At 42.4% G+C, this 25064-nt stretch carries 21 protein-coding genes; 18 read left to right on the top strand and 3 right to left on the bottom strand.

All coding sequences use genetic code 11. The features are described from left to right. Nucleotides 1–59: 59 nt before the first annotated feature. Complete coding sequence (rbfA, locus tag NF418_RS05875) at nt 60–413, top strand: 30S ribosome-binding factor RbfA (RefSeq protein ID WP_024379497.1); 354 nt, start codon at nt 60–62, stop codon at nt 411–413. Nucleotides 414–653: 240 nt separating this feature from the next. Beyond that, nucleotides 654–1802 carry a carbohydrate-binding domain-containing protein gene (locus tag NF418_RS05870; protein WP_256778816.1) on the top strand — a complete coding sequence of 383 codons (1149 nt, stop codon included), beginning with the start codon at nt 654–656 and terminating at the stop codon, nt 1800–1802. 35 nt (nt 1803–1837) lie between these two features. Here NF418_RS05870 and NF418_RS05865 read toward each other — a convergent pair whose 3' ends face one another. Continuing rightward, on the bottom strand, nt 1838–2497 hold the full coding sequence (locus NF418_RS05865; RefSeq protein ID WP_256778815.1) for a trimeric intracellular cation channel family protein: 660 nt from the start codon (nt 2495–2497) through the stop codon (nt 1838–1840). A 229-nt stretch (nt 2498–2726) separates the two neighbouring features. Between NF418_RS05865 and NF418_RS05860 the strand changes: the two genes are divergently transcribed. From NF418_RS05860 to NF418_RS05840, 5 genes are all read left to right on the top strand, one after another. Next, nucleotides 2727–3695, top strand: a complete 969-nt coding sequence (locus tag NF418_RS05860) for a thiamine pyrophosphate-dependent dehydrogenase E1 component subunit alpha (RefSeq protein ID WP_002942391.1) — start codon at nt 2727–2729, stop codon at nt 3693–3695. 388 nt (nt 3696–4083) lie between these two features. Next, nucleotides 4084–5079 carry an alpha-ketoacid dehydrogenase subunit beta gene (locus NF418_RS05855; RefSeq protein WP_014638601.1) on the top strand — a complete coding sequence of 332 codons (996 nt, stop codon included), beginning with the start codon at nt 4084–4086 and terminating at the stop codon, nt 5077–5079. A gap of 216 nt (nt 5080–5295) precedes the next feature. Beyond that, nucleotides 5296–6684: a dihydrolipoamide acetyltransferase gene (locus NF418_RS05850; RefSeq protein WP_256778814.1), complete on the top strand. Its 1389-nt coding sequence runs from the start codon at nt 5296–5298 to the stop codon at nt 6682–6684. 269 nt (nt 6685–6953) lie between these two features. Beyond that, on the top strand, nt 6954–8714 hold the full coding sequence (gene lpdA / locus NF418_RS05845) for a dihydrolipoyl dehydrogenase (protein ID WP_099831571.1): 1761 nt from the start codon (nt 6954–6956) through the stop codon (nt 8712–8714). Nucleotides 8715–8853: 139 nt separating this feature from the next. Further along, complete coding sequence (locus NF418_RS05840) at nt 8854–9693, top strand: HAD family hydrolase (RefSeq protein WP_171999726.1); 840 nt, start codon at nt 8854–8856, stop codon at nt 9691–9693. A gap of 290 nt (nt 9694–9983) precedes the next feature. Here NF418_RS05840 and NF418_RS05835 read toward each other — a convergent pair whose 3' ends face one another. Both NF418_RS05835 and NF418_RS05830 read right to left on the bottom strand, forming a co-directional pair. After that, nucleotides 9984–11144 (bottom strand): DUF6688 domain-containing protein, encoded by a 1161-nt coding sequence (locus NF418_RS05835; RefSeq protein ID WP_256778813.1) that lies wholly within the window; start codon nt 11142–11144, stop codon nt 9984–9986. A gap of 546 nt (nt 11145–11690) precedes the next feature. Beyond that, a complete protein-coding gene (locus NF418_RS05830) occupies nt 11691–12173 on the bottom strand; it encodes an S-ribosylhomocysteine lyase (RefSeq protein WP_172054340.1) in 483 nt (160 codons plus the stop codon). Between the two features lie 127 nt (nt 12174–12300). On the opposite strand from NF418_RS05830, the gene NF418_RS05825 reads away from it, so the two are divergent. From NF418_RS05825 to NF418_RS05775, 11 genes are all read left to right on the top strand, one after another. Beyond that, nucleotides 12301–13914 carry a ribonuclease Y gene (locus NF418_RS05825; protein ID WP_256778812.1) on the top strand — a complete coding sequence of 538 codons (1614 nt, stop codon included), beginning with the start codon at nt 12301–12303 and terminating at the stop codon, nt 13912–13914. A 119-nt stretch (nt 13915–14033) separates the two neighbouring features. After that, nucleotides 14034–14654, top strand: coding sequence for a guanylate kinase (gene gmk, locus NF418_RS05820; RefSeq protein WP_043025413.1), 621 nt, complete (start codon nt 14034–14036; stop codon nt 14652–14654). A gap of 32 nt (nt 14655–14686) precedes the next feature. Beyond that, on the top strand, nt 14687–15001 hold the full coding sequence (gene rpoZ, locus NF418_RS05815; protein WP_004195201.1) for a DNA-directed RNA polymerase subunit omega: 315 nt from the start codon (nt 14687–14689) through the stop codon (nt 14999–15001). A gap of 69 nt (nt 15002–15070) precedes the next feature. Next, nucleotides 15071–17464 (top strand): primosomal protein N', encoded by a 2394-nt coding sequence (locus tag NF418_RS05810; RefSeq protein ID WP_256778811.1) that lies wholly within the window; start codon nt 15071–15073, stop codon nt 17462–17464. 140 nt (nt 17465–17604) lie between these two features. After that, nucleotides 17605–18540, top strand: coding sequence for a methionyl-tRNA formyltransferase (fmt, locus tag NF418_RS05805; protein ID WP_256778810.1), 936 nt, complete (start codon nt 17605–17607; stop codon nt 18538–18540). Beyond that, nucleotides 18530–19843, top strand: coding sequence for a 16S rRNA (cytosine(967)-C(5))-methyltransferase RsmB (gene rsmB, locus NF418_RS05800; RefSeq protein ID WP_256778809.1), 1314 nt, complete (start codon nt 18530–18532; stop codon nt 19841–19843). Before fmt ends, rsmB begins: the two co-directional genes overlap by 11 nt. Before the next feature lie 37 nt (nt 19844–19880). Further along, nucleotides 19881–20618, top strand: coding sequence for a Stp1/IreP family PP2C-type Ser/Thr phosphatase (locus tag NF418_RS05795; protein ID WP_256778808.1), 738 nt, complete (start codon nt 19881–19883; stop codon nt 20616–20618). Then, the gene (gene pknB / locus NF418_RS05790; RefSeq protein ID WP_256778807.1) at nt 20618–22630 is read left to right on the top strand and encodes a Stk1 family PASTA domain-containing Ser/Thr kinase; all 2013 of its coding nucleotides are present in this window, start codon (nt 20618–20620) and stop codon (nt 22628–22630) included. The genes NF418_RS05795 and pknB overlap by 1 nt, the downstream gene beginning before the upstream one ends. Before the next feature lie 96 nt (nt 22631–22726). Continuing rightward, nucleotides 22727–23422, top strand: a complete 696-nt coding sequence (liaF, locus tag NF418_RS05785) for a cell wall-active antibiotics response protein LiaF (RefSeq protein ID WP_172082954.1) — start codon at nt 22727–22729, stop codon at nt 23420–23422. After that, the gene (locus NF418_RS05780; RefSeq protein ID WP_256778806.1) at nt 23419–24435 is read left to right on the top strand and encodes a sensor histidine kinase; all 1017 of its coding nucleotides are present in this window, start codon (nt 23419–23421) and stop codon (nt 24433–24435) included. Before liaF ends, NF418_RS05780 begins: the two co-directional genes overlap by 4 nt. Then, nucleotides 24407–25048: a response regulator transcription factor gene (locus tag NF418_RS05775; RefSeq protein WP_105108451.1), complete on the top strand. Its 642-nt coding sequence runs from the start codon at nt 24407–24409 to the stop codon at nt 25046–25048. Before NF418_RS05780 ends, NF418_RS05775 begins: the two co-directional genes overlap by 29 nt. Nucleotides 25049–25064 lie beyond the last annotated feature (16 nt).

The raw sequence follows: 25064 nt of genomic DNA, 5'->3' as shown, positions 1-25064 counted from the left end.
ACATAAATTTTTCAAGCTGAGGAAACTCAGCTTTTCTATCATTCGAGAAAGGAGAGAATATGGCAAACCATTTTCGAACAGACCGTGTAGGGATGGAGATTAAGCGTGAAGTCAATGAGATTTTGCAAAAGAAAGTCCGTGACCCTCGCGTGCAAGGTGTGACTATTACTGATGTGCAGATGGTAGGTGATTTGTCTATGGCCAAGGTTTACTATACGATTATGAGTAACCTGGCTTCTGACAATCAAAAAGCTCAAACTGGTCTTGAAAAAGCAACGGGAACCATTAAGAGAGAACTAGGTCGCAAACTGACCCTCTATAAAATTCCTGATTTAGTCTTTGAAAAAGACCAATCCATTGAGTACGGCAACAAGATTGATCAAATGTTGCGTGCTCTTGAGCAGAAAGATTAAGATAGGAAAGTCGAATGGGAACATTCGGCTTTTTTCTTGTTACACATAACTTTATGTGCAAAGCTCTATTGTATGTGTTAAGTAAGATTTGGCAATTCTGATAATGAGTCGGAAAATAATAATTATTTACTTTAAGTTTTCTTTTGGCTATCTTTAACCTTTCTTTTAGGTTTGACAGGTAAACTTATAGCATATAGGGAAGGGATATAACTTCCTAATGAAAGAAAAGGAACTTAAATTATGAAATCAAATCTTAAAAAATTACTTTACTCAGGTGTTACTCTTATGAGTTTAGGTGTTCTTGCTGCATGTTCAACTACTTCTAGTTCAACAACAACTTCAAGTTCAGTTGCAACTAGTCAGACAAGCGTAGCGACAACTTCAAATAACGGCTCATCATCTGATTCAAGTTCGTCATCCATAGATTGGTCAACTCTTCCAAGTAAAGAAGTGACTTTGTCAAATGATGGCCTGAAAATTACAGAAGGTGGTACTTACATCTTGACTGGCTCAACAACAGCTGGAGTAACAGTTGAAACAGATGCTAATGTTCGTATTATTTTAGCAGGTGCTGAGATTTCAAGTTCAGATACCGCCGCAATCAATGTCATAAATGCTGATAATGTTGAATTGGAAATCAAAGATGGAACCACAAATACTGTTAAGGATACAAGCAGTCACTCAGATACCAATATTGAAGGGGCTATCCATGTTGAAGCTGATTTGACCATTACAGGTAATGGTAGTCTGACGGTTGAGGGGAACTTCCAAGATGGTATCGTATCGACAGATGACCTTGTCGTGAATTCAGGAAATATTACCGTCACTGCGGTGGATGATGGTATCCGTGGTAAGGATTCTATGACAATTAATGGAGGTACGATCGATGTAACTGCAGGTGGTGATGGTATTAAATCAACCAATGATACTGATACAACAAAAGGTTACACAACGATTACTGGTGGTGATATCACTGTGAAGGCAGGCGATGATGCTATTAAGGCAGAAACAGCACTGACAATTGATGGAGGTACGATTACTGTTCCAGAATCAGCAGAAGCTCTTGAAGGAACGAATATTACCATTAATGGTGGTACATTAGATGTTTATGGGGCAGATGATGCTATCAATGCAGCAAGTACAATTTCTACGGATATCTTTATCAAAGTAACTGGAGGAGATTTGAAAGTCGCTGTAGGTAGTGGAGATACTGATGGTTTCGATGCCAATGGTGATATCTACATCTCAGGTGGTACAATCGATGTAACGGCTCAATCAGCCTTTGACTTTGATGGAACGGCTGAGTTGACAGGAGGTACTGTGACAGTTAACGGCGAGCAAATTACTCAAATCACAGCGACAGGACCTGGTGGTCGCGGTGGCTGGTAATCAATAATCATACTAAAAGGTCTGAGTAGAAGAACTCAGACCTTTCTTTTATGTTCCATATTTGGCAGATTAATTTTGTATTTAATGACAAGGAGTCGAATGAATAAAGAAATGCTAAAAATTGTGATGAAGATTGGAATTTGTGGCACTTTCCAATTTACAACGCAAAGATGATAAAGGATTCCAGAGAAGAGTGCAAGAACAGCATAGACATCTTCTTTAAGAACGATAGGCGTTTCATTAACAAGCATATCGCGTGCTATTCCTCCTCCGACACCAGTCAGTGCTGCTAAAATTCCACTTGTCATCGCATTTAATTCAAGTGAGACTCCCGTACTGGCTCCGATTAGAGAAAAAATTGCTAGTCCAATTGCATCGAAGACTAGATTAGCCTTGGAAAGAAATAGAATCATCTTATTATCAAGGGGCTTGTCCTGCTTTACATTGATGACAACGATGTACAGAATGATGGCTACTCCTATAGAAAGATAGGCAGCCTTTGGATCGGTTAGTGCAGTTGGTATGCGATTGGCCATGATGTCACGAATGATTCCACCTCCGACAGCAGTTATTATGCTGAGAAGGCAGATACCAAAGATATCTAGATTCTTTTTAAAACCCTTAACCGCTCCAGAAACGGCAAAAGCAATTGTACCAATGTAATTGCAAATCGTAATAAATAGATCAAATTCCATAAGTACCTCCAACTATATATTAACAAAAAGGGAACTGGCTTTCAATAGTAGATGAAGTTTGTGAAAAATATTTCAAGAGTTGTTTGTAATTTATGACTAAATTGTGAAAAATCGCACTAGAATAGGCTTTTCAAGAAAATTTCTGCAAAAAGAAAACGGTTCAAAAATTTGCCATTTGTGAAAGATTAGTCTATCATAGAAAGGTAAGAGAAAACCTTTGGAGGAAATTATGGTATCTATCTCAAAAGAACAACATTTGGACATGTTTCTAAAAATGCAACAAATCCGTGATGTTGACATGAAATTGAATAAATTGGTGCGTCGTGGCTTCGTACAAGGTATGACTCACTTCTCAGTTGGTGAAGAAGCGGCAGCTGTTGGCCCAATCGCTGGTTTGACAGAGCAGGACATCATCTTCTCACACCACCGTGGACACGGTCACGTTATTGCAAAAGGTATTGATATCAACGGTATGATGGCAGAGCTTGCTGGTAAAGCAACAGGTACATCTAAAGGCCGTGGTGGTTCTATGCACTTGGCTAACGTTGAAAAAGGGAACTTCGGTTCAAACGGTATCGTAGGTGGTGGTTATGCCCTTGCAGTTGGTGCAGCCCTTACCCAACAATATCTTGGTACAGATAACATCGTTATCGCCTTCTCAGGTGACTCAGCTACTAACGAAGGTTCCTTCCATGAGTCAATGAACTTGGCAGCTGTTTGGAACTTGCCAGTTATCTTCTTCATTACCAACAACCGTTACGGTATCTCAACAGATATTTCTTATTCGACTAAGATTCCTCACCTTTACCAACGTGCTGCTGCATATGGTATGCCAGGTCACTATGTTGAAGATGGAAACGACGTGATTGCCGTTTATGAGAAAATGCAAGAAGTTATCGAGTACGTTCGTGCAGGTAATGGACCAGCCATGGTCGAAGTTGAATCATACCGCTGGTTTGGTCACTCAACTGCCGATGCAGGTGTTTACCGTACAAAAGAAGAAGTTAACGAGTGGAAAGCAAAAGACCCACTTAAGAAATACCGCAAATACTTGACAGAGAACAAGATTGCGACTGACGAAGAATTGGATGCCATCGAAGCACAAGTTGCAGAACAAGTAGAAGCATCTGTGAAATTCGCACAAGAAAGCCCAGATCCAGACATCTCAGTAGCGTATGAGGATGTGTTTGTAGACTAGGGTGTGAAGACGTTAAAGAGGCACAGAAAAATTAGGGAGTCAGCTAGTGATGCGGACATCACTAATGGCTCATCTATTTTTCCAAGCCTCTAGTCTGAACCCAACTATTAACGTAAGAAGTTTGACTAAGCTCTAAAGAGCAAGTCAAACTACGGTAGCCACTATGGTGGACTACCTACTTACCTCACTAACTTCGCCTATTCAGCAATATCGGCTGAATAGTCTCCGTGTCGTAAGTGATGTGATCAGTTTGACTAAGTTCTAAAGAGCAAGTCAAACTAGGGTAGCTCGAGCAGCTATGACGCTTGATTACAATGAAGTAATTGATTAGTTTTCTACATTTTACTTGTTACAGTAAAGATAAATTGATATAAATTAGGAGTAAAAAATGGCTGAAACAAAAGTAATGGCCTTGCGTGAAGCGATTAACTTGGCTCAAAGCGAAGAAATGCGTAAGGATGAAAAAGTATTCTTGATGGGTGAAGACGTCGGTATCTACGGCGGTGACTTCGGTACATCTGTTGGTATGTTGGACGAATTTGGTCCAAAACGCGTTCGCGACACGCCTATCTCTGAGGCAGCAATCGCTGGTTCTGCAGTTGGTGCAGCTCAAACAGGTCTTCGTCCAATCGTTGACTTGACCTTCATGGACTTCGTAACAATTGCCCTTGATGCTATTGTTAACCAAGCTGCGAAAACAAACTACATGTTTGGTGGTGGCTTGAAAACACCTGTAACCTTCCGTGTGGCATCGGGTTCAGGTATTGGTTCAGCGGCACAGCACTCACAATCTCTCGAAGCTTGGTTGACCCACATTCCAGGTATCAAGGTGGTTGCACCAGGTACAGCTAACGATGCAAAAGGTCTTTTGAAATCATCTATCCTTGACAACAACCCAGTTATCTTCTTGGAGCCAAAAGCACTTTACGGTAAAAAAGAAGAAGTTAACTTGGACCCAGATTTCTACATTCCACTTGGTAAAGGCGAAATCAAACGTGAAGGTACAGATGTAACCATCATTTCATATGGTCGTATGTTGGAACGTGCCTTGAAAGCGGCTGAAGAAGTAGCTGCTGAAGGCATCAGCGTAGAAGTGGTTGACCCACGTACCCTTATCCCATTGGATAAAGAATTGATCATCGAATCTGTTAAGAAAACTGGTAAGGTTATCTTGGTTAACGATGCTTACAAAACAGGTGGTTTCATCGGTGAAATCGCGTCAATCATCACAGAAAGCGAAGCCTTTGACTACTTGGATGCACCAATCATCCGTATCGCTTCAGACGATGTACCAGTTCCTTACGCAAACATTCTTGAAAACGCAGTATTGCCAAACGTAGAGAAAATCAAAGCGGCAATTTATAAGCAAGTAAACAAGGGTTAAGAATCATGAAAGGACGGGCAACCGTCCTAGCCCTGTTTGAAAGAGTGTAGCCAGAATTTGACCTGACTTGATGAACGGTCTGGTTTATTGGTTACGTAAGAAACTGAAAGAAAGGAATTGAACCCGTCCGGAAAACTCGGAAAAAAGATAATTAGCTACGAAAATGAGGATTTTCTATTTTTCAATCGTTTTCTGTTCGGACTTGGTATCTTAAAAATGGCTATTGAAATCATTATGCCTAAGCTCGGTGTGGACATGCAAGAAGGTGAAATCATCGAGTGGAAAAAACAAGAGGGCGATTTCGTCAATGAAGGCGATGTCATCTTGGAAATGATGTCTGACAAGACTAGCATGGAGCTGGAAGCAGAAGAGTCAGGCGTCCTATTAAAAATTGTTCATGGCAACGGTGCAACTGTTCCCGTAACAGAAGTTATTGCCTATATCGGTGCAGAAGGTGAAACGGTTGAAGCCGGCGCTTCATCTGCTCCTGCTGTTGAACCAGCAGCGGCTATTGAAGAAGTACCTGCAGGTCGTACACCAGTAATCGTTGCTCCTGCATCTGCTGCCAAACCACAAGGTGGAGGCAAGGTTCGTGCAACGCCAGCTGCGCGTAAGTTGGCGCGTGAGCTTGGTATTGATTTAGGACTTGTGCCAGGAACTGGTGCAAATGGCCGTGTCCACAAGGCTGACGTTGAAGACTTCAAGGGAGCAGCTCCAAAAGCAACTCCGCTTGCAGCCCGTATTGCAGCAGACCAAGGTGTTGACCTGTCAACCCTTACAGGTTCAGGCGTCAATGGTAAGATTGTCAAGGACGACGTTCTGGCAGTACTTGCTCCTGCAGCTGTAGAAACTGCTGCTCCAGCACAGAAAGCAGAAGAGAAACCAGCTAAAGAATTGCCAGAAGGCGTTGAAATCATCAAGATGAGCCCAATGCGTAAGGCGATTTCAAAAGGTATGGTTAACTCTTACTTGACGGCACCGACATTTACGCTTAACTACGATATTGACATGACCAACCTCATGGCACTTCGCAAGCAAGTCCTTGAGCCAATCATGAACAAGACTGGTTTGAAAGTAACCTTTACAGACTTGATCGGTCTTGCAGTGGTTCGTACCTTGATGAAGGAAGAACACCGCTATATGAATGCATCTTTGATTAACGATGCACAGGAAATCGAGTTGCACAAGTTTGTCAACCTTGGTATCGCGGTAGGTTTGGATGAAGGCTTGGTGGTGCCAGTTGTTCACGGTGCAGATAAGATGAGCTTGTCTGACTTCGTGGTAGCTTCAAAAGATGTTATCAAGAAGGCACAATCTGGTAAGTTGAAGGGGGCAGAAATGTCAGGTTCTACCTTCTCTATCACCAACTTGGGTATGTTTGGTACTAAAACCTTTAACCCAATCATCAACCAACCAAACTCAGCTATCCTTGGTGTAGCAGCAACTGTTCAAACACCAGTTGTTATTGACGGCGAAATCAAAATCCGTCCAATCATGGCACTCTGCTTGACCATTGACCACCGTATCGTTGATGGTATGAATGGTGCTAAGTTCATGGTTGACTTGAAGAACTTATTGGAAAACCCATTGGAATTGTTGATCTGAGATAAGATGCAAAAGGCGTTAAGAAAACCGTATGAAAATAGGAAATCAACGATGTGCCTTGAGGCACGAGGCGATTTATCTTTTTCAATAGGTTTTTAGCCTGTGCTCAATTTGGTAAAGAGAAAAAATAAAGAAAGGATGTAGAACGAGTTCGTGACATTTGAACACGAACTAAATGCTTCGGAATTTAGATAGTCCGCCTTGGATGCAAGCATCCTACGTTGGACTCCTAAAATTCTGTCGCATTTGACGTTCTTTGTATCATAACTATGGCAATTGAAATTATTATGCCTAAACTTGGTGTAGATATGCAGGAAGGCGAAATCATCGAGTGGAAAAAACAAGAGGGTGATTTTGTCAACGAAGGCGATGTTATCTTGGAGATGATGTCAGATAAGACAAGTATGGAATTGGAAGCAGAAGAATCAGGTGTTCTTTTGAAAATCGTTCACGGTAACGGTGCAACTGTTCCTGTAACAGAAGTCATTGCTTATCTTGGTGCAGAAGGCGAATCAGTTGAAGTGGGTGCTGCACCTGCTCCAGCTGAGGTTGCACAAGCAACTGCCGACTTGAAAGCAGCTGGTTTGGAAGTACCTGCAGCTCCTGCTGCAGCTCCACAGGCGCCTAAGGCTGAATTGGCAGCTGACGAGTATGACATGGTTGTTGTCGGTGGTGGTCCTGCTGGTTACTACGCTGCTATTCGTGGTGCTCAATTGGGCGGTAAAATCGCTATCGTTGAGAAATCAGAATTTGGCGGTACCTGCTTGAACAAGGGTTGCATCCCAACTAAGACCTACCTCAAAAACGCTGAAATCCTTGACGGTTTGAAGATTGCTGCTGAGCGTGGTATCAACCTTGCTTCAACAAACTATACCGTTGATATGGACAAGACAGTTGACTTCAAGAACAAGGTTGTGAAGACATTGACTGGTGGCGTTCAAGGTCTCTTGAAAGCTAACAAGGTAACCATCTTCAACGGTCTTGGTCAAGTAAACCCTGATAAGACTGTTGTTATCGGCGACAAGGTTATCAAAGGTCGTAGCATCGTTCTTGCAACAGGTTCGAAAGTATCCCGCATCAACATCCCAGGTATCGATTCTAAGTTGGTATTGACTTCTGATGATATCCTTGACTTGCGTGAAATTCCTAAGTCACTCACTGTTATGGGTGGCGGTGTAGTCGGCGTAGAACTTGGTTTGGTTTACGCATCATACGGCACAGAAGTAACAGTTGTTGAAATGGCTGACCGTATCATTCCAGGTATGGACCGCGAAGTATCTGTTGAATTGCAAAAAGTCCTTTCTAAGAAAGGTATGAAATTCTTGACATCTGTTGGTGTATCTGAAATCGTTGAAGCCAACAACCAATTGACCATCAAATTGAATGACGGCTCAGAAATCGTTTCTGAAAAAGCCCTTCTTTCAATCGGTCGTGTACCACAATTGGCTGGTCTTGAAAACTTGAACCTTGAACTAGACCGCGGTCGTATCAAGGTTAATGAATACCAAGAAACATCTATCCCTGGTATCTACGCACCAGGTGATGTCAACGGTACTAAGATGTTGGCACACGCTGCTTACCGTATGGGTGAAGTGGCAGCTGAAAATGCCATCCACGGTAACCACCACAAGGCTAAATTGGACTTCACACCAGCAGCGGTTTACACACACCCAGAAATCGCTATGGTTGGTTTGACAGAAGACCAGGCTATCGAGAAATACGGTAAAGAAAACATACTTATCGGTCGCAACAGCTTCACTGGTAATGGTCGTGCCATTGCTTCTAACGAAGCTCACGGTTTCGTAAAAGTTATCGCTGATAAGAAATACCATGAAATCCTTGGTGTTCACATCATCGGTCCAGTTGCAGCTGAAATGATCAACGAAGCAGCAACTATCATGGAATCTGAGTTGACAGTTGACGACGTGGCAGCATCTATCCACGGTCACCCAACCTTCTCAGAAGTTATGTATGAAGCCTTTCTCGATGTGCTTGGTGTTGCAATCCACAACCCACCAAAACGCAAATAATCAGATAAGCAAAAAGAAAGTCGATTGGCTTTCTTTTTCCAAGTTCATAGGATAGTATTATTCTTTCGCAGTTTTCGACTGTTTTTTGATAGAAAAACAGACTATACTTGTAGTAGAAAAATAGTAAGGAGAATATAGTGTGCGCAAGATAATTTTTTTAGATGTGGATGGAACCTTGGTTGACTATCATAATCGGATTCCAGAATCTGCCATTCGTGCCATTCGACAGGCCAGAGAGAATGGGCACTTGGTTTATGTCTGTACAGGTCGAAGTCGGGCGGAAATGCAACCAGAACTATGGGAGATTGGTCTTGACGGAATGATTGGTGGCAACGGCTCTTATGTTGAGCATCAAGGACAGGTGGTCATGCATCAGGTTATTTCAAAAGATGATAGCCGAGCGATTGTAGACTGGCTTCACGAACGTGGTTTGGAATTTTATCTGGAAAGCAACAACGGGCTCTTTGCCAGTGAGAATTTCCGTGAACGTGCTCGTGAAACCCTGCGGATATATTCCATGAACAAAGGGAAAACTGCCGAAGAGGTTGCCAATCAAGAAGTAGAAGATGTCATACACGGGATAGTGTTTGATGGAGAATTGTATCGAGATGATTTGAATAAAGTTAGTTTTCTACTCGACTCCTACCAGGATCATTTGGACTCCAAAGAAGCCTTTCCGCAACTGGTTGCAAACACCTGGGGAGGCCGTGGCGAGACAGCACTATTTGGTGATTTAGGTGTCAAAGACATCAACAAAGCCCACGCCATCTCAGTTTTGTTGGATCACATAGGTGCAAACCAAGTGGATACCATCGCTTTTGGGGATGCTAAAATTGATATTCCCATGCTGAACTATTGTGCTACTGGTGTTGCTATGGGAAATGGCGGAGCAGAAATCTTGGCTATGGCAGATATGATTACTGACGATGTCGAAGAAAACGGCCTCTACAATGCCTTTGAAAAATTGGGTTTGTTGTGAGTCACTAGTTTGAGAACAAGTGTTTAAAGGTATTGCAAAACCGCTTACAATTTGATGAGATAAGAGTAGGATTGTTACTGAACAGCAGGCAAAACCTAAATTCATAGCAAGAAATCTGGCGACAGTCTTCTTTGGTGTGGATTTGGGTTCTTTTTCTACAATCAAAAAAGCTATATAATTTCCATGGTGGATTTACCCACTACAGTCTTATAGAGCCTTAAAATGTCATCGCTACAAACGGAGCAGATGTGGAGTAATGTGTATACGAAAGAAGCTGGGGGTCCAGCTTCTTATTTTTTTATTGGTAAATACTGACGTGCAATACGATTTTCCGGCTGACGATCGTGCAGATAGATGACGATGAGGAAGAGCCATTCGGCTGGTTTCATGATCAGATATATCAGATCTGCCTGCCAGGCATTGCGAATATGTTTGGAAATGGGATAGCCATACCGGTCGTAGTTGGAACGAATGCAACGATGCAGGCGTGGACATCTTTCTTCTAAAATCTGTTCAAAAGCATTGGCAATTTGTAGCTGACGATTGACCACCACACGATGTCCATGGCGTTCCCCCATACGAATGGGTTTGACCAGTTTACGGTGTCCAGCAGCCCCCACTGTACAAAGATAGTGTTCATCATAGAAGGCATTTGGTGGGGAGATCTTTTCCGATAAGGCCCAATCACTGGTTTCCGTCCACATCTGAAGCAGCTGGTCAGGTTTTTGACCAAAGAGAATGAGATAAGAGCCAAGAGTTGCAAGATAGGGCAGACTGAAGAAGAGGAGCCAGATGGGCAGAGAAAGGCTTTTTTGCAGGAGAGCGTAAAGTCTGGGAACGCGTGGGTTGCTCTGCTTGGCTAATTCTGCTTGCCACAGTTGAATGGTTTGTAAAATGGTCCGACTGTAAATGAGACAAATATTAAAAGGAACCAAACACAGGTTGCAGTAGGTGAAGAAATCTGTTTCAATCAAAGTAGAAAGTTGTATGGTCCATAAAACAGCAAAGACAAAACTTGGATACAGGCAGCTGATGAGTAGGACGGTTAGGAGAGGGGGGAGGAGCCTGGTTTGGTAGATGTTCAGGACCAAATAAGGTAAAACACCCAAAAGGAGTAGGAAAAACTGCCCTGACCAGGCCTCCGTTTGTATCGGGCTATGGAGTTGGTGGTTCACAAGGGTTTCTGGCCAATCGACGTAAACAACTTGAGCCATTTCAAGAGCCAACCAACTTAGACCTGTTCCTAAAAAGAAAATCAAACCATCGTTAATCCAAAAACTATACTCTTTTAACTGTTTTTTCAAAAGGTCCACAAAATGGCGGAGGTTTTTCCAGGTCAGATAAAGGGGAAGGATCAAGCAGATGATGGGGATATTGATTACCCACATAAAAGGAACAAAGATGCTTGAGATAATAAAAATTTGCCAAAATGTGTCTAACTGTTTTTTCATGACTTCCTCCTTCTCTAGCCTATCATCAATTTATAGAAAATTCAAGGACAGGAGGGAATGAGCCACGATGAGTGCATTTTTCAAGATAATTTCACGAAGTTTACACTTTAACAGGGATATTCCCTCATTTTCGAAGCATTCCATCATAAATTTACTATAAACATTGACAGCGACATTAAAAATCTATTCCAAAGCGTACAAGTTTCTTCCTGCGTTTTTCTGGGAAATAGCATGCTTTATTGAGTTGTTTTGTCCTAATCCCGTGAATCAGTTTTAGCGGAAGAGGGTTACTGATGACTATTAAAGAGTAGTCTCATGAAAGGTTTCGTTTAACTCTTGACGGCTATCATTCCAAATAATAAAGCCCTCACAAAGATTACTTATCAAGTGAGAGCTTCATATTTTGTGATTTATAGTCATTTGAATTAACTTTGATACATCGTCACTTTCGGCTTGCCGTACTCTAGTACAGCCTGCACCTCAGTTCCTTGTCTGAAAGCTAATTCATTCGACTATATTTTAATAGCAATAGCAAATGTATCAAATTTAAATCGTTTTTCTTTCAAAGGCATCGCTTGAAATACCTTGTGAAACAATCAATTTTGCCCACTCTTTAGCTGAATGTAGGCTGTGGTCCTTGTAGTTGCCACACGATTCAATGGTTGTTCCAGGGACATCTTCCCAAGTAATTCCATCTGCAATCTCTTCCAAACTTGCCTTGATGACTTGAGCAATTTCTGCTGGATCTTGTTTACCCCACATAATCATGTGGAAACCTGTTCGACAACCGAATGGGGAGCAATCAATCAAACCGTCAATACGCTGACGGATGAGTTTAGCCAAGAGATGCTCAATGGTATGCAGACCAGCTGTATCCATGGCATTTTCATTGGGTTGGATAAGTCGGATATCAAAATTTGTGATAATATCCCCTTTGGGACCAACTTCTTCTGAAATCAATCGGACATAGGGTGCCTTCACAATGGTGTGGTCCAATTCAAAACTTTCAACTGTAACTTCTTTTTTCATGTGTTCCTCCAAACTATTTAATGAATTTATTATAACATATGTTGATTTGGAATTGTGAAATCGGTTCAATTATGATAAAATAGATACAGATTTTGTGAAAATCGAATTTTAAAAAAGAGGTAGAAATATGGGAATCATTACATTTGTAGTGGCTCTTGTTTCTGCTCTCATTGGTTTAGTAATTGGCTACTTTGCCATTTCTTTGAAGATGAAATCTGCAAAAGAAACTGCAGAATTAACCCTTTTAAATGCCGAACAAGAAGCTAGTAATGTTCGTGGTCGTGCGGAAGAAGCAGCAGAGGCTATTTTGAAGACAGCTGAGCGTGACCGTCAGACCTTGAAAAAAGAATTACTCTTGGAAGCTAAGGAGGAGGCTCGTAAGTACCGAGAAGAAATCGCAGAAGAATTTAAGTCAGAGCGTCAGGAATTGAAGCAGATTGAAGTGCGTTTGACCGAACGTGCTAGCAATTTGGATCGAAAAGATGACAATTTGACTAATAAGGAAAAGACTTTGGAGCAAAAAGAACAAAGTCTAACGGATAAATCTAAACACATTGATGAGCGTGAGCAAGAAGTTGCTAAGTTGGAAGAGCAAAAGGCTCTAGAATTAGAACGTGTAGCGGCACTCAGTCAGGAAGAAGCGAAAGACATTATCTTGACAGATACACGCGATAAGTTGACGCATGAGATTGCAACTCAAATCCGAGATGCAGAGCGTGAGGTCAAAGAACGTTCGGATAAGATGGCCAAGGACCTGTTGGCTCAGGCTATGCAACGGATTTCAGGTGAATATGTAGCTGAGCAGACTATTACGTCAGTTCACCTTCCAGATGATGCCATGAAAGGTCGGATTATCGGACGTGAAGGTCGTAATATTCGTACCTTTGAAAGCTTGACCGGTATCGATGTTATCATTGATGATACGCCGGAAGTCGTTGTCCTATCAGGTTTTGACCCCATTCGTCGTGAGATTGCTCGTATGACCATGGAAACCTTGCTTCAAGATGGTCGGATTCATCCGGCTCGTATTGAGGAATTGGTTGAAAAACACCGTGTGGAAATGGACAACCGCATTCGTGAATATGGTGAAGCTGCTGCCTATGAAGTGGGCGCACCTAATCTTCACCCAGATTTGATTAAGATTATGGGACGTTTGCATTTCCGTACATCTTATGGTCAAAATGTCCTCCGTCACTCGATTGAAGTGGCTAAATTGGCAGGTGTCCTCGCTGCTGAGTTGGGTGAAAATGTCAACTTGGCTCGACGTGCAGGTTTCCTCCATGATGTTGGTAAGGCCATTGACCGTGAGGTTGATGGTAGCCACGTTGAAATTGGTACAGAGTTGGCTAAGAAGTACAAGGAACATCCGATTGTGGTTAACACGATTGCCAGTCACCATGGTGATGTCGAGGCTACAAGTACCATTGCTGTTATTGTAGCAGCAGCGGATGCCTTGAGTGCAGCTCGTCCAGGTTCTCGCCGTGAGTCTATGGAGGCCTATATCAAACGCCTACAAGACTTGGAGGAGATTGCTAATAGCTTCGATGGAATTAAACAATCTTATGCTATTCAAGCAGGTCGTGAAGTACGGATTATTGTTCATCCAAATAGAATTTCAGATGATCAAATTACTATCTTGGCCCACGATGTCCGTGAAAAAATTGAGAATAACTTGGATTATCCAGGAAATATCAAGATCACTGTCATTCGTGAAACAAGAGCGACAGATATTGCTAAATAATGCAGAGGGAGCCCAGTCAGCTCCCTTTCTGTTTGAAAAAATACTCTGCTCATTTAAAATCAGTTGAAATTCCTAGGGATTTTTGTTACACTAGAATGAAAGATTTTAAAGGAGATATCATGAAAGAGCGAGGCTTACTCATCGTATTTTCCGGCCCGTCGGGAGTTGGGAAGGGAACTGTTCGAAAGGAAATTTTCGAGAGTTCGGATAATAAATTTGAATATTCTGTGTCCATGACGACACGTCCACAAAGACCTGGAGAGGTTGATGGGGTAGATTATTTCTTCCGTAGCCGTGAGGAGTTTGAAGATTTGATTCGTCAAGGTCAGATGTTAGAATATGCTGAGTATGTAGGCAATTACTATGGAACTCCTTTGACTTATGTTAATCAAACGCTTGATAAAGGGATAGATGTCTTCTTGGAAATTGAAGTACAAGGAGCTCTTCAAGTCAAGAAAAAAGTTCCAGATGGAGTTTTCATCTTCTTGACGCCGCCAGATTTAGAAGAATTACAAGATCGCTTGGTTGGTCGTGGGACAGACAGTGAGGAAGTCATTGCGCAACGTATCGAACGTGCCAAGGAAGAGATTGCCCTCATGCGTGAGTATGACTATGCGGTTGTCAATGATGAGGTTCCTTTGGCAGCAGAACGTGTGAAACGTATTATCGAAGCAGAGCATTTCCGTGTCGATCGCGTAATCGGTCGTTATGACGAAATGATTCGTGATGTGAACAAGTAACAGAACCTTAACAGAAAGTAGAGAATAGAACTATGATGTTGAAACCATCTATCGATACCTTGTTGGACAAGGTACCATCTAAGTATTCCTTGGTTATTCTTGAGGCAAAACGTGCCCATGAATTGGAAGCAGGTGCAAAGCCAACTCAAGAATTTACTTCAGTAAAATCAACCCTTCGTGCCTTGGAAGAAATTGAATCTGGTAATGTGGTTATCCACCCAGATCCAGAAGCAAAACGTGAGGCAGTTCGTCGCCGTGCGGAAGAAGCGAAGCGTCTGGCAGAAGAAGAAGAGAAGAAAATCAAAGAACAAATCGCCAAAGAAAAAGAAGAAGGCGAAAAGATTTAATAAAAAACTCGGTTGGGCTTGCCATCCGGGTTTCTTTTCACTTATGGACATTCAAAGAAAGGAGGTCCTATGTTAGCACAAGTTATTGTGGATGTCCCCTTGATGCAGACCGATCAAGCTTATTCTTATCGGATTCCTGCTGAGTTGGAAGAGGGGCTTATGGTTGGTGTACGAGTCCATGTCCCCTTTGGTAAGGGCAACCGACTAATTCAAGGGATTGTAGTTGACTTGATTGATGAAGATGATGATGCGCCTGACTTGCAGGATTTGAAAGAGATTGTGGAAGTTTTGGACTATAGTCCTGTTCTCAATCAAGAGCAATTTTGGTTAGCTGACCAGATGAGAAAGTCAGTATTTTCCTATAAAATTACCCTCTTGAAAGCTATGCTACCCAGCTTGCTCAATTCAACCTATGACAAATTGCTCAGACCGGGATATGGCTTGGAAATGGCAGAGCAGGTCAGTCTGTTCGGTGAAAAGGACCAGATTCGTTTTTCTGACTTGGACGTGAAAGAGCAAGGGAAAATCATGCGTCTGGCCCAGTCAGGGAAAATCTTGGTAGACTATGTGGCCAAGGATAAAAAGCAAATCAAGACAGAAAAATGGTACCGGGTTTGTCTGGAGAAATTACGAGAAGCAGACATTAGCAATCGGGCTAAAAAACGGCAGCAGTTAAGGGAATTTCTTCTGGAACACTCAGAAGACCAGCTCCTTTCAAGCTTAAAAGCAGACTATTCAGTTGATACGCTCCGCTATTTCCAAGAAAAAGGCTATATAGAAGTCTGGGAGGAGGAAGTGTCGCGGACTCAGGGAGTTTTTGATAAGGTGGAAAAAACGCAGGCCTTGGATTTGAATCCAGAGCAGGCGATTGCAGTTCGGGAGATTGTGGCCTCTATCGGTCAGGAAAGTCAGACATTTCTTCTTCAAGGAGTGACAGGTTCTGGGAAGACGGAAGTCTATCTCCAGGTTATTGATAGGGTTTTAAAAATGGGGAAAACAGCTATAATGTTAGTGCCTGAAATTTCCTTGACCTCTCAGATGACCAATCGCTTCATTTCTCGATTTGGTCAGAAAGTTGCCATTCTCCACTCTGGATTATCGGATGGAGAGAAGTATGACGAGTGGCGGAAGATTGAGGCAGGCAATGCCCAGGTGGTTGTCGGGGCTCGTTCGGCCATTTTTGCCCCTCTGACCAATTTGGGTGTTATCATCATTGATGAGGAGCATGAAGCAACCTACAAGCAGGACAGCAATCCACGCTATCATGCGCGTGATGTAGCAAAGTTGCGGGCAGACTATAATCGAGCGACTCTGGTTTTGGGTTCGGCTACTCCTAGCCTTGAAACACGGGCTCGGGCTAGTCGAGGAGTTTATGGTAGGTTAATGCTCAACCAACGTGCTAATCCCTTGGCTCGTATTCCAGAAGTGGAAGTTGTGGATTTCCGAGATTACATCGGTCAGCAGGAGGCTAGTAATTTCACCCCTGTTTTGATTGAGAAGATTAGAGAAAAGTTGGCTCGTAAGGAACAGGTTGTTCTCATGTTGAATCGGCGTGGCTATTCTTCTTTTGTCATGTGTCGGGATTGTGGGACTGTGGACCAGTGTCCAAACTGTGATATTTCCCTAACGCTTCACATGGATACAAAAACCATGAATTGCCACTACTGTGGTTTTCAAAAAGGAATTCCCCAGACTTGTCCAAACTGCCAGAGTTCCTCTATTCGCTATTATGGAACTGGTACGCAAAAGGCCTACGATGAGTTACAGGAGCTCTTGCCAGAGGCCAGAATTTTGCGGATGGATGTAGATACCACCAAGAAAAAAGGGGCTCACGAAGACTTGCTCCAACGGTTTGGTCGAGGAGACGCGGATATTCTTCTAGGAACCCAGATGATTGCCAAGGGCTTGGATTTTCCCAATGTCACCTTGGTTGGTGTACTCAATGCGGATACGGCCCTCAATTTGCCTGATTTTCGTTCTTCTGAGCGGACCTTCCAACTTCTCACTCAGGTAGCTGGTCGGGCTGGTCGGGCAGATAAGGAGGGTGAGGTCTTAATTCAGACCTACAACCCAAACCACTATGCTATTGCCTTTGCCAAAGAGCAGGACTATGAAGGTTTCTATCGTTATGAGATGGGCATTCGGAAAAATCTTGGCTATCCGCCTTACTATTTTACGGTTGGCTTAACTTTTTCACACAAGTCGGAAGAATTTGTCGTGAAAAAAGCCTATGAAACAGTAGCCTTTCTCCGCCAACACTTAACAGATGCAATTCAAATTTTGGGACCAACGCCCAAGCCCATTGCTAGAACACATAATCTCTACCACTACCAGATTATCTTGAAATACCGTTATGAAGACAGATTGGAAGAGGTGCTTAATCAGATTTTGGATTGGACGCAGGAGAGAGAGAACCAAGATTTGCGTTTGATTATTGATAATGAACCGCAGAATATGATGTAAGGTCTGGATAGGCCTTGCATTTTTTGATTTTATTCAGGAGTTTCACCCTAAATTAAGGAAAAAGTAAGCAAAAATGGTATAATTAAGGGATAATAGAATTAGTAGAAACCTTATAGAGTAAAGGAGATGAGAAAGCAAAGATGACAAAGTTGATTTTTATGGGAACTCCAGCATTTTCAGCAACAGTCTTAAAAGGTCTTTTGGCGAATGATCAGTATGAAATTCTGGCTGTTGTTACCCAGCCTGATCGAGCTGTTGGTCGTAAAAAAGTCATCCAAATGACACCTGTGAAAGAAGTAGCCTTGGAGCATGATTTACCAGTCTTTCAGCCAGAAAAGTTATCAGGAAGTCAAGAAATGGCTGACCTGATGGACTTGGGTGCAGACGGGATTGTGACAGCTGCATTTGGACAATTCTTACCGACTAAATTACTGAACTCAGTTGACTTTGCGGTCAATGTTCATGCCTCTCTTCTTCCTAAATACCGTGGCGGTGCCCCTATTCATTATGCTCTAATTAACGGTGATGAACGTGCCGGCGTAACCATCATGGAAATGGTCAAGGAAATGGATGCTGGTGACATGATTTCTAGCGATAGCATTACTATTGAAGAAACGGATAATGTTGGCACCTTGTTTGAAAAGTTGGCTGTTGTTGGACGGGATTTGCTATTGAAAACCTTACCAGCCTATATTGCTGGGGATGTGGAGCCAGTAGCTCAAGATCCAGAACAAGTAACTTTCTCGCCAAATATTCAGCCAGAAGAAGAAGTGCTTGATTGGAACAAGTCAGCTCGTCAACTCTTCAATCAGATTCGTGGTATGTACCCATGGCCAGTTGCCCACACCTATTGGCAAGGAGAACGGTTTAAAATTCAAGAAGCTGTCGAAGTAGAAGGTTCAGGTCCAGTCGGTCAAGTGCTTGTTCGAAGCAAGAAAGAATTGGTCGTTGCGACAGGACAGGGAGCCCTTTCACTGAAAACTGTCCAGCCTGCTGGTAAGCCTAAAATGACCATTGCGGACTTCTTGAATGGAGCAGGTCGAGAGATTGTAGTAGGAGATCAATTTGGTGGTTAATAAACATGAAACAGCCAGAAGTCTAGCCTTATCTGTACTGGAAGACGTCTTTGATCAAGGAGCTTACTCGAATATCGCTCTCAATAAGGCCCTAGAATCTTCTCGTTTATCTGCACAGGACAGGGGATTGGCGACGGAGCTAGTCTATGGGACTGTTTCTCGTAAAATCACGCTGGAGTGGTACTTGGCGCATTTTATCGAAGATAGAGAAAAGTTGGACACTTGGGTCTACTATCTCCTGATGCTGAGCCTCTACCAGATGCTTTATTTGGATAAACTTCCAACTCATGCAGTTGTCAACGAGGCAGTTAATATTGCCAAGCGAAAGCCTGGAACTGACAAATTTGTCAATGCCATTTTGCGTAAGCTTAGTCAGGATTCCTTGCCCAAACCTGCAGATATTAAAAGAAAGAACAAACGTCTATCCGTTCAGTATTCTGTGCCAGTTTGGTTGGTACAAACCCTGATTGCAGAGTATGGCGATGAACGTGCAGAGAAGATTTTCCAAAGTCTGCATATTCGGAATAAGGCTAGCGTACGCGTGACGGATGGTCAACAAGTGGAGCGATTGGCAAAGGAATTAGGTGCCCAACATTCGCTGTTATCGCCAGTTGGATTGGTTAAATCCCGCGGACATTTTGCAGCTACTGATTACTTTAAACAAGGGCTAATCACCATTCAAGATGAAACCAGTCAATTGGTGGCTCCGACTTTGGATATTCAAGGGGATGAAATCATCTTGGATGCCTGTGCAGCCCCTGGTGGAAAAACCTGTCACATGGCCAGCTATCTGACAAGTGGTAAAGTTATTGCCCTTGATTTATACGAGCATAAATTGGCCTTGATTGAGGAAAATGCCCAACGCTTAGGACTAGCAGATAAGATTGAAACCAAACTTTTAGACGCCAGTCGCGTTCATGAGGAATTTGGTCCAGATACCTTTGATAAAATATTGGTAGATGCTCCTTGTTCCGGTATTGGGCTCATTCGACGTAAGCCTGATATTCGTTACAACAAGGCGGCTATGGATTTTGATTCGCTTAAAACCGTCCAATTACAAATACTGGATAGCGTTTGTCAAAGCCTGAAAATCGGTGGTATAATTACTTATAGCACATGTACGATTATTGCTAAGGAAAATCAAGAAGTTATTCACGAATTTTTACACCAGCATCCTAATTTTGAGCAGGTCATGCTGGACCATCCCAAAACAGATATTATGGTGGATGGTTGTCTCTTGATAACCCCAGAACAATACCGAACAGATGGATTTTTCATCGGTCAATTAAGACGAAAATCCTAGAATAAGAGGAGGAAGTTGCATAGCAACGAGAGAAATTATGGAAATTGCATTACTTACTGACGTTGGACAAAAACGTTCAAATAATCAGGACTATATTAACTGTTTCAAAAACCGTGCAGGTATCGATTTGCTAGTCTTGGCAGATGGCATGGGTGGTCATCGTGCTGGTCATATTGCCAGTGAAATGGCTGCAACAGATTTAGGGGCAGCTTGGGTTGATACTCAATTGGTTACCTTAAATGATGTTCGTGAATGGCTAGTTGAAATCATTGATGTGGAAAATCAAAAGATTTATGAATTGGGGCAAACAGAGGAGTACCGTGGAATGGGTACCACACTTGAAGCGGTAGTTGTTATTGATAACCAGATGATTTATGCCCATGTTGGCGATTCACGAGTTGGTTTGATCAGAGACGGAGAGTACACTCGATTAACCAATGACCATTCATTGGTTGGTGCTTTGGTGCGAGCTGGTCAGCTAACAGAAGAAGAGGCTCAACGTCATCCGCAAAAGAATATAGTGACACAATCTATCGGACAAGCTGAACCGATTGAACCGGATATTGCCTTGAAGACCCTCGAAGTTGGAGACTTTGTTATTGTAAACAGCGATGGATTGACCAATATGGTATCGACGGAAGATATTCGTGATATTGTCTTAAGTGATGTATCGCTGGAGAGCAAGGCAGAGACTCTTATTCGTTTTGCCAATAATGCCGGTGGTCTGGATAATATTACAGTAGGCTTGCTCCACATTACGGAGGAGGCTAGGTAATGATTCAAATCGGTAAGATCTTTGCTGGACGGTATCGAATCGTTCGGCAAATTGGTCGAGGCGGTATGGCAGATGTTTACCTAGCTAGGGATTTGATTTTAGATGGTGAGGAAGTAGCAGTTAAAGTGCTGCGAACCAATTATCAGACAGATCAGATTGCTATCCAGCGTTTCCAACGGGAAGCGCGTGCTATGGCAGAACTGGATCATCCAAATATCGTACGAATTTCGGATATTGGTGAAGAAGATGGTCAACAGTATCTTGCCATGGAATATGTCAATGGTCTCGATTTAAAGCGTTACATCAAAGAAAATGCTCCCTTGTCAAATGATGTTGCAGTGCGCATTATGGGGCAAATATTACTTGCTATGCGAATGGCGCATACACGTGGTATTGTCCATAGGGATTTGAAACCTCAGAATGTTATTTTGACCTCAAATGGAGTGGCTAAAGTTACAGACTTTGGTATTGCAGTGGCATTTGCGGAAACGAGTCTGACTCAAACAAATTCTATGTTGGGTTCGGTTCATTACCTTTCTCCAGAGCAGGCACGTGGTTCGAAAGCGACTATTCAAAGTGATATATATGCAATGGGTATTATTCTCTTTGAGATGTTAACCGGCCGCATTCCTTATGATGGGGATAGTGCTGTGACCATTGCGCTTCAGCATTTCCAAAAGCCATTACCGTCGGTCAGAGAAGAAAATAACAATGTTCCGCAAGCTCTTGAAAATGTTGTCTTAAAAGCAACAGCCAAGAAATTGAGTGACCGTTATAAATCTGTTGCGGAGATGTATACAGATTTGGCCTCTTCACTATCTGCGGCTCGGAAAGATGAACCCCCAATTATTTTGGAAGGTCACAAGATTGATACAAAAACCTTACCTAAATTATCCCAAACGGCAGTTGAGTCAAAGAATAAAAAAGATAAAGGAACAGAGCTCCCTGTTGGTAAAAAAAATAATAAATCGAGTGTAGGTAAGCCTAGTAAGCAACCGGCTATTGGAAAAACAGGAAATACCCCACGTAGGGGAGTTCGGACGCGCTATAAAGTTTTATTGTTGGCAGTTTTACTTACGGTTGCAGGTCTGTATTTTGTGTTTAATAATTCACCTAGGACAGTCACGGTGCCTGATGTAATTGGTCAAACCTTGCAAGTTGCTACTGAAAATATTGAAGTAGCTGGCTTAGAAGTTGGTACGGTGACAGAAGAAGCAACAACTAAGGTAGAAGAAGGTAAAGTCCTCAGAACTAAACCAGGTGCTCAAACATCTAGAAAAGAAGGAAGTAGGGTAGATATTGTACTTGCAAAATCTGCAACTATTGAAGTTCCATCGCTAATAGGTCAAGCTAAAGATATAGTTCAACAAGAGTTGGAGAGCCTAGGATTACAAGTTCGCATCAAAGAGGAATTTAGCAGTCAGTATGGAGCTGGGTTAGTCATTGCCATGGATCCAAATGAAAATGCTTTAGTTGGAAAAGGGGATATTGTTACCATAACAGTCTCTAAAGGCGTGGCTCCACAGACTCTTCCAAATGTGGTTAGTAAAACAGAAAGTGCGGCCATTCAATTATTGGAGGCTGCAGGGTTTGTTGTTGGAACTGTCTCACAAGAGTATCATACTTCGATAGCTGCAGGCTCTGTTATCAGCTCGGATCCTGTTGCTGGAACAGAATTGCCTGTGGGATCAACGATTAACCTTGTTATCTCCAAAGGAAAAGAACTGATTATGCCCAACTTTACTTCAGGTCAATATACCTACTCTCAAGCACGTAGTCAGCTCCAATCTTTAGGAGTAAATGTCGCTAATATTGAACGGCAAGAGGATCGAAGTTACTATGCGACAACAAGTGATCTTGTTATTGGCCAGTATCCTGCGGCAGGTGCTACTATTGATGGTACGGTGACCCTCTATGTGTCAGTTGCTTCAGCTAGTGTAAGTAGTGAGAGTTCTGCAACATCGACTACAAGCACAAGTACTACAACCACTACATCAGATAATGGACAATAATAGAAACTAGGGCAGGTTTATCCTACCCTTTTTTCCTACCCTGGTCGGAGTTCTTTTATCTAAAATTTGTTACAATAGTAAGGAAAGGATACGATTATGAGAAAAGTTCAATTTTTTCTGTTGATAGAAAGTATGCTCTTTACTATGGCAGCTTTTGATGTCGTTGCCAATGAGGCCAGTCGGACCTTGTTGCTCTTCTCGGCCTTGCTCTTACTTGCCTGGTATTTTTTAGGGCGGCGTTTAAATAGTGTCTTATTAGTCAGTTCGCTGTCTTTGGTATTTCTGGTCTTTGTCTTAAATCCCTACTTCATCATAGGGGTTATGCTTCTGGTTGTTTATATGTTTGTCAATTTCTTCTCACGCTATGAGAAACGTAACCAGTACACCCAGATAGTATTTAGCGACTATGCCTTACAGGTGCAAAAAGAAAAGAATAGGTGGTTTGGGAATCATGACCATTCTCAAGACCGATTTGGTTTTGAGGATATTAATATTGTCCGTTTGTTTGGCAATGATGTGGTTGATTTGGATAAGACTGTCTTAGTGGGCCGAGATAACATTGTCGTCATTCGAAAAACGTTCGGACGGACAAAAATTATCGTTCCTATCGATGTAGAGGTTTCTTTGTCAGCGACTAGTATCTATGGTAGGGTTAATTTTTTGGGACAATCCCAATGGGATCTCCGGAATGAGAGTATAGCTATCAATAGTCCAGACTATCAAGAATCCCATAAACGCGTTAAGGTAGTAACGAATAATATTTTCGGAGATGTGGAGGTGGTTCGCGTATGAGAAAACGTACCTATTTCCTCCTGGCCTGGTTTGCCAGTCTGATTGTATTTGTGGTTATTTCCTCTACCTTGCCCCTTCTCAACCATTCACTCTTAGATGTTAATCTATGGACCTCTACAGAACAGTTGATTTTTACCTTGATTTTGTTGGTTATCGTTTTGACCTTATTCTTAGCGGTTATGGTTCAAACGGTTAGCCTGGCTTCGACTCAGGTTATGCGAGCAAAGTTACAGGCTATTTTGAAAAATAAAAGTATCCGAACAGATAGTGAAAATGATCAACTCTTACTTCAGTTGTCTGATAAGGTGAGGACCTTGACCCGTCAAGTCCAGTTGGTAGATAATCAAGATTTGGTTAAGCGAGAGGAAATTGTTGAGGGTGAACGAAAACGGATTGCCAGAGATTTGCATGATACGGTTAGTCAGGAATTGTTTGCGACCAGTATGATTCTATCAGGTCTATCTTCCAGCTTGCCCAATCTACCCCAGGAAACTTTGCAGGAGCAGTTGGTTCTGGTCAAGGATATGATTGAGTCAGCCCAGAGGGATTTGCGGATTTTACTACTTCATCTCCGACCGAGTGAGCTTGAGAGCAAGACCTTGGTTGAGGGCTTCGAACTCATCTTGCGTGAAGTCAGTGATAAGAGTAATATCATCGTCCATTTCCAACATGAAGTTGAAGAATTACCTAAGTTAATCGAGGAACACCTATTTCGAATTGCCCAGGAAATTATCAGCAATACCCTGCGTCATGCCAAGGCCAAGCATTTAGATGTCTATCTCATACAAAAAGAAACAGAGTTACAGCTAAAAATGACAGATGACGGAGTTGGTTTCCAGCAGGAAAAGGATGGAGAGCTCAGCTATGGTCTACAAAATATTCGGGAACGAGTGGAAGACATGGCAGGTACCATTCAGATTCGCTCAGCACTGAATAAGGGTGTTGCCATTGATATCCGTATCCCATTATTGAAAGGAAAAGAAGATGAATACGATTCGAGTGATGTTGGTTGACGACCATGAAATGGTTCGTCTAGGTTTAAAAAGTTATTTAAATTTACAGGCAGATGTGGAAGTTGTTGCCGAGGCAAGTGATGGTGAAGAGGGTTTGAGTAAGGCCTTAGAGGTTAAGCCAGATGTGGTGGTCATGGACTTGGTTATGCCAAAGATGACAGGTGTAGAAGCTACCTTAGCTCTTCTTAAGGAATGGCCTCAAGCACAGATTGTCATTTTGACTTCCTACCTTGACAATGAGAAAATTTATCCAGTTCTAGAAGCAGGTGCCAAAGGATATATGTTAAAAACCTCTAGTGCAGATGAGATTTTGACAGCCATTCGCAAGGTGGCGCGTGGGGAATTTGCTATTGAAACCGAAGTGGAGAAAAAAGTGGAGCACCATAAACGCCACCCAGACTTGCATGATGATTTGACAGCCCGTGAACGCGAAATATTAACCCTATTAGCCAAGGGCTATGACAACCAACGAATTGCGGATGAGTCCTTCATTTCCTTGAAAACCGTAAAAACCCACGTTTCCAACATTCTCTCTAAACTGGCTGTCAGCGACAGAACACAAGCAGTTGTATATGCCTTCCAACATGGACTGGTAGCACAAGAGGAAGAATAATGGTATAATGAGAACT

The organism is Streptococcus suis (assembly GCF_024509555.1).
GTDB lineage: Bacteria > Bacillota > Bacilli > Lactobacillales > Streptococcaceae > Streptococcus > Streptococcus suis_AD.
Note: the sequence above shows the minus strand (reverse complement) of the source record. Positions and strands in the feature narration are given on the sequence as shown.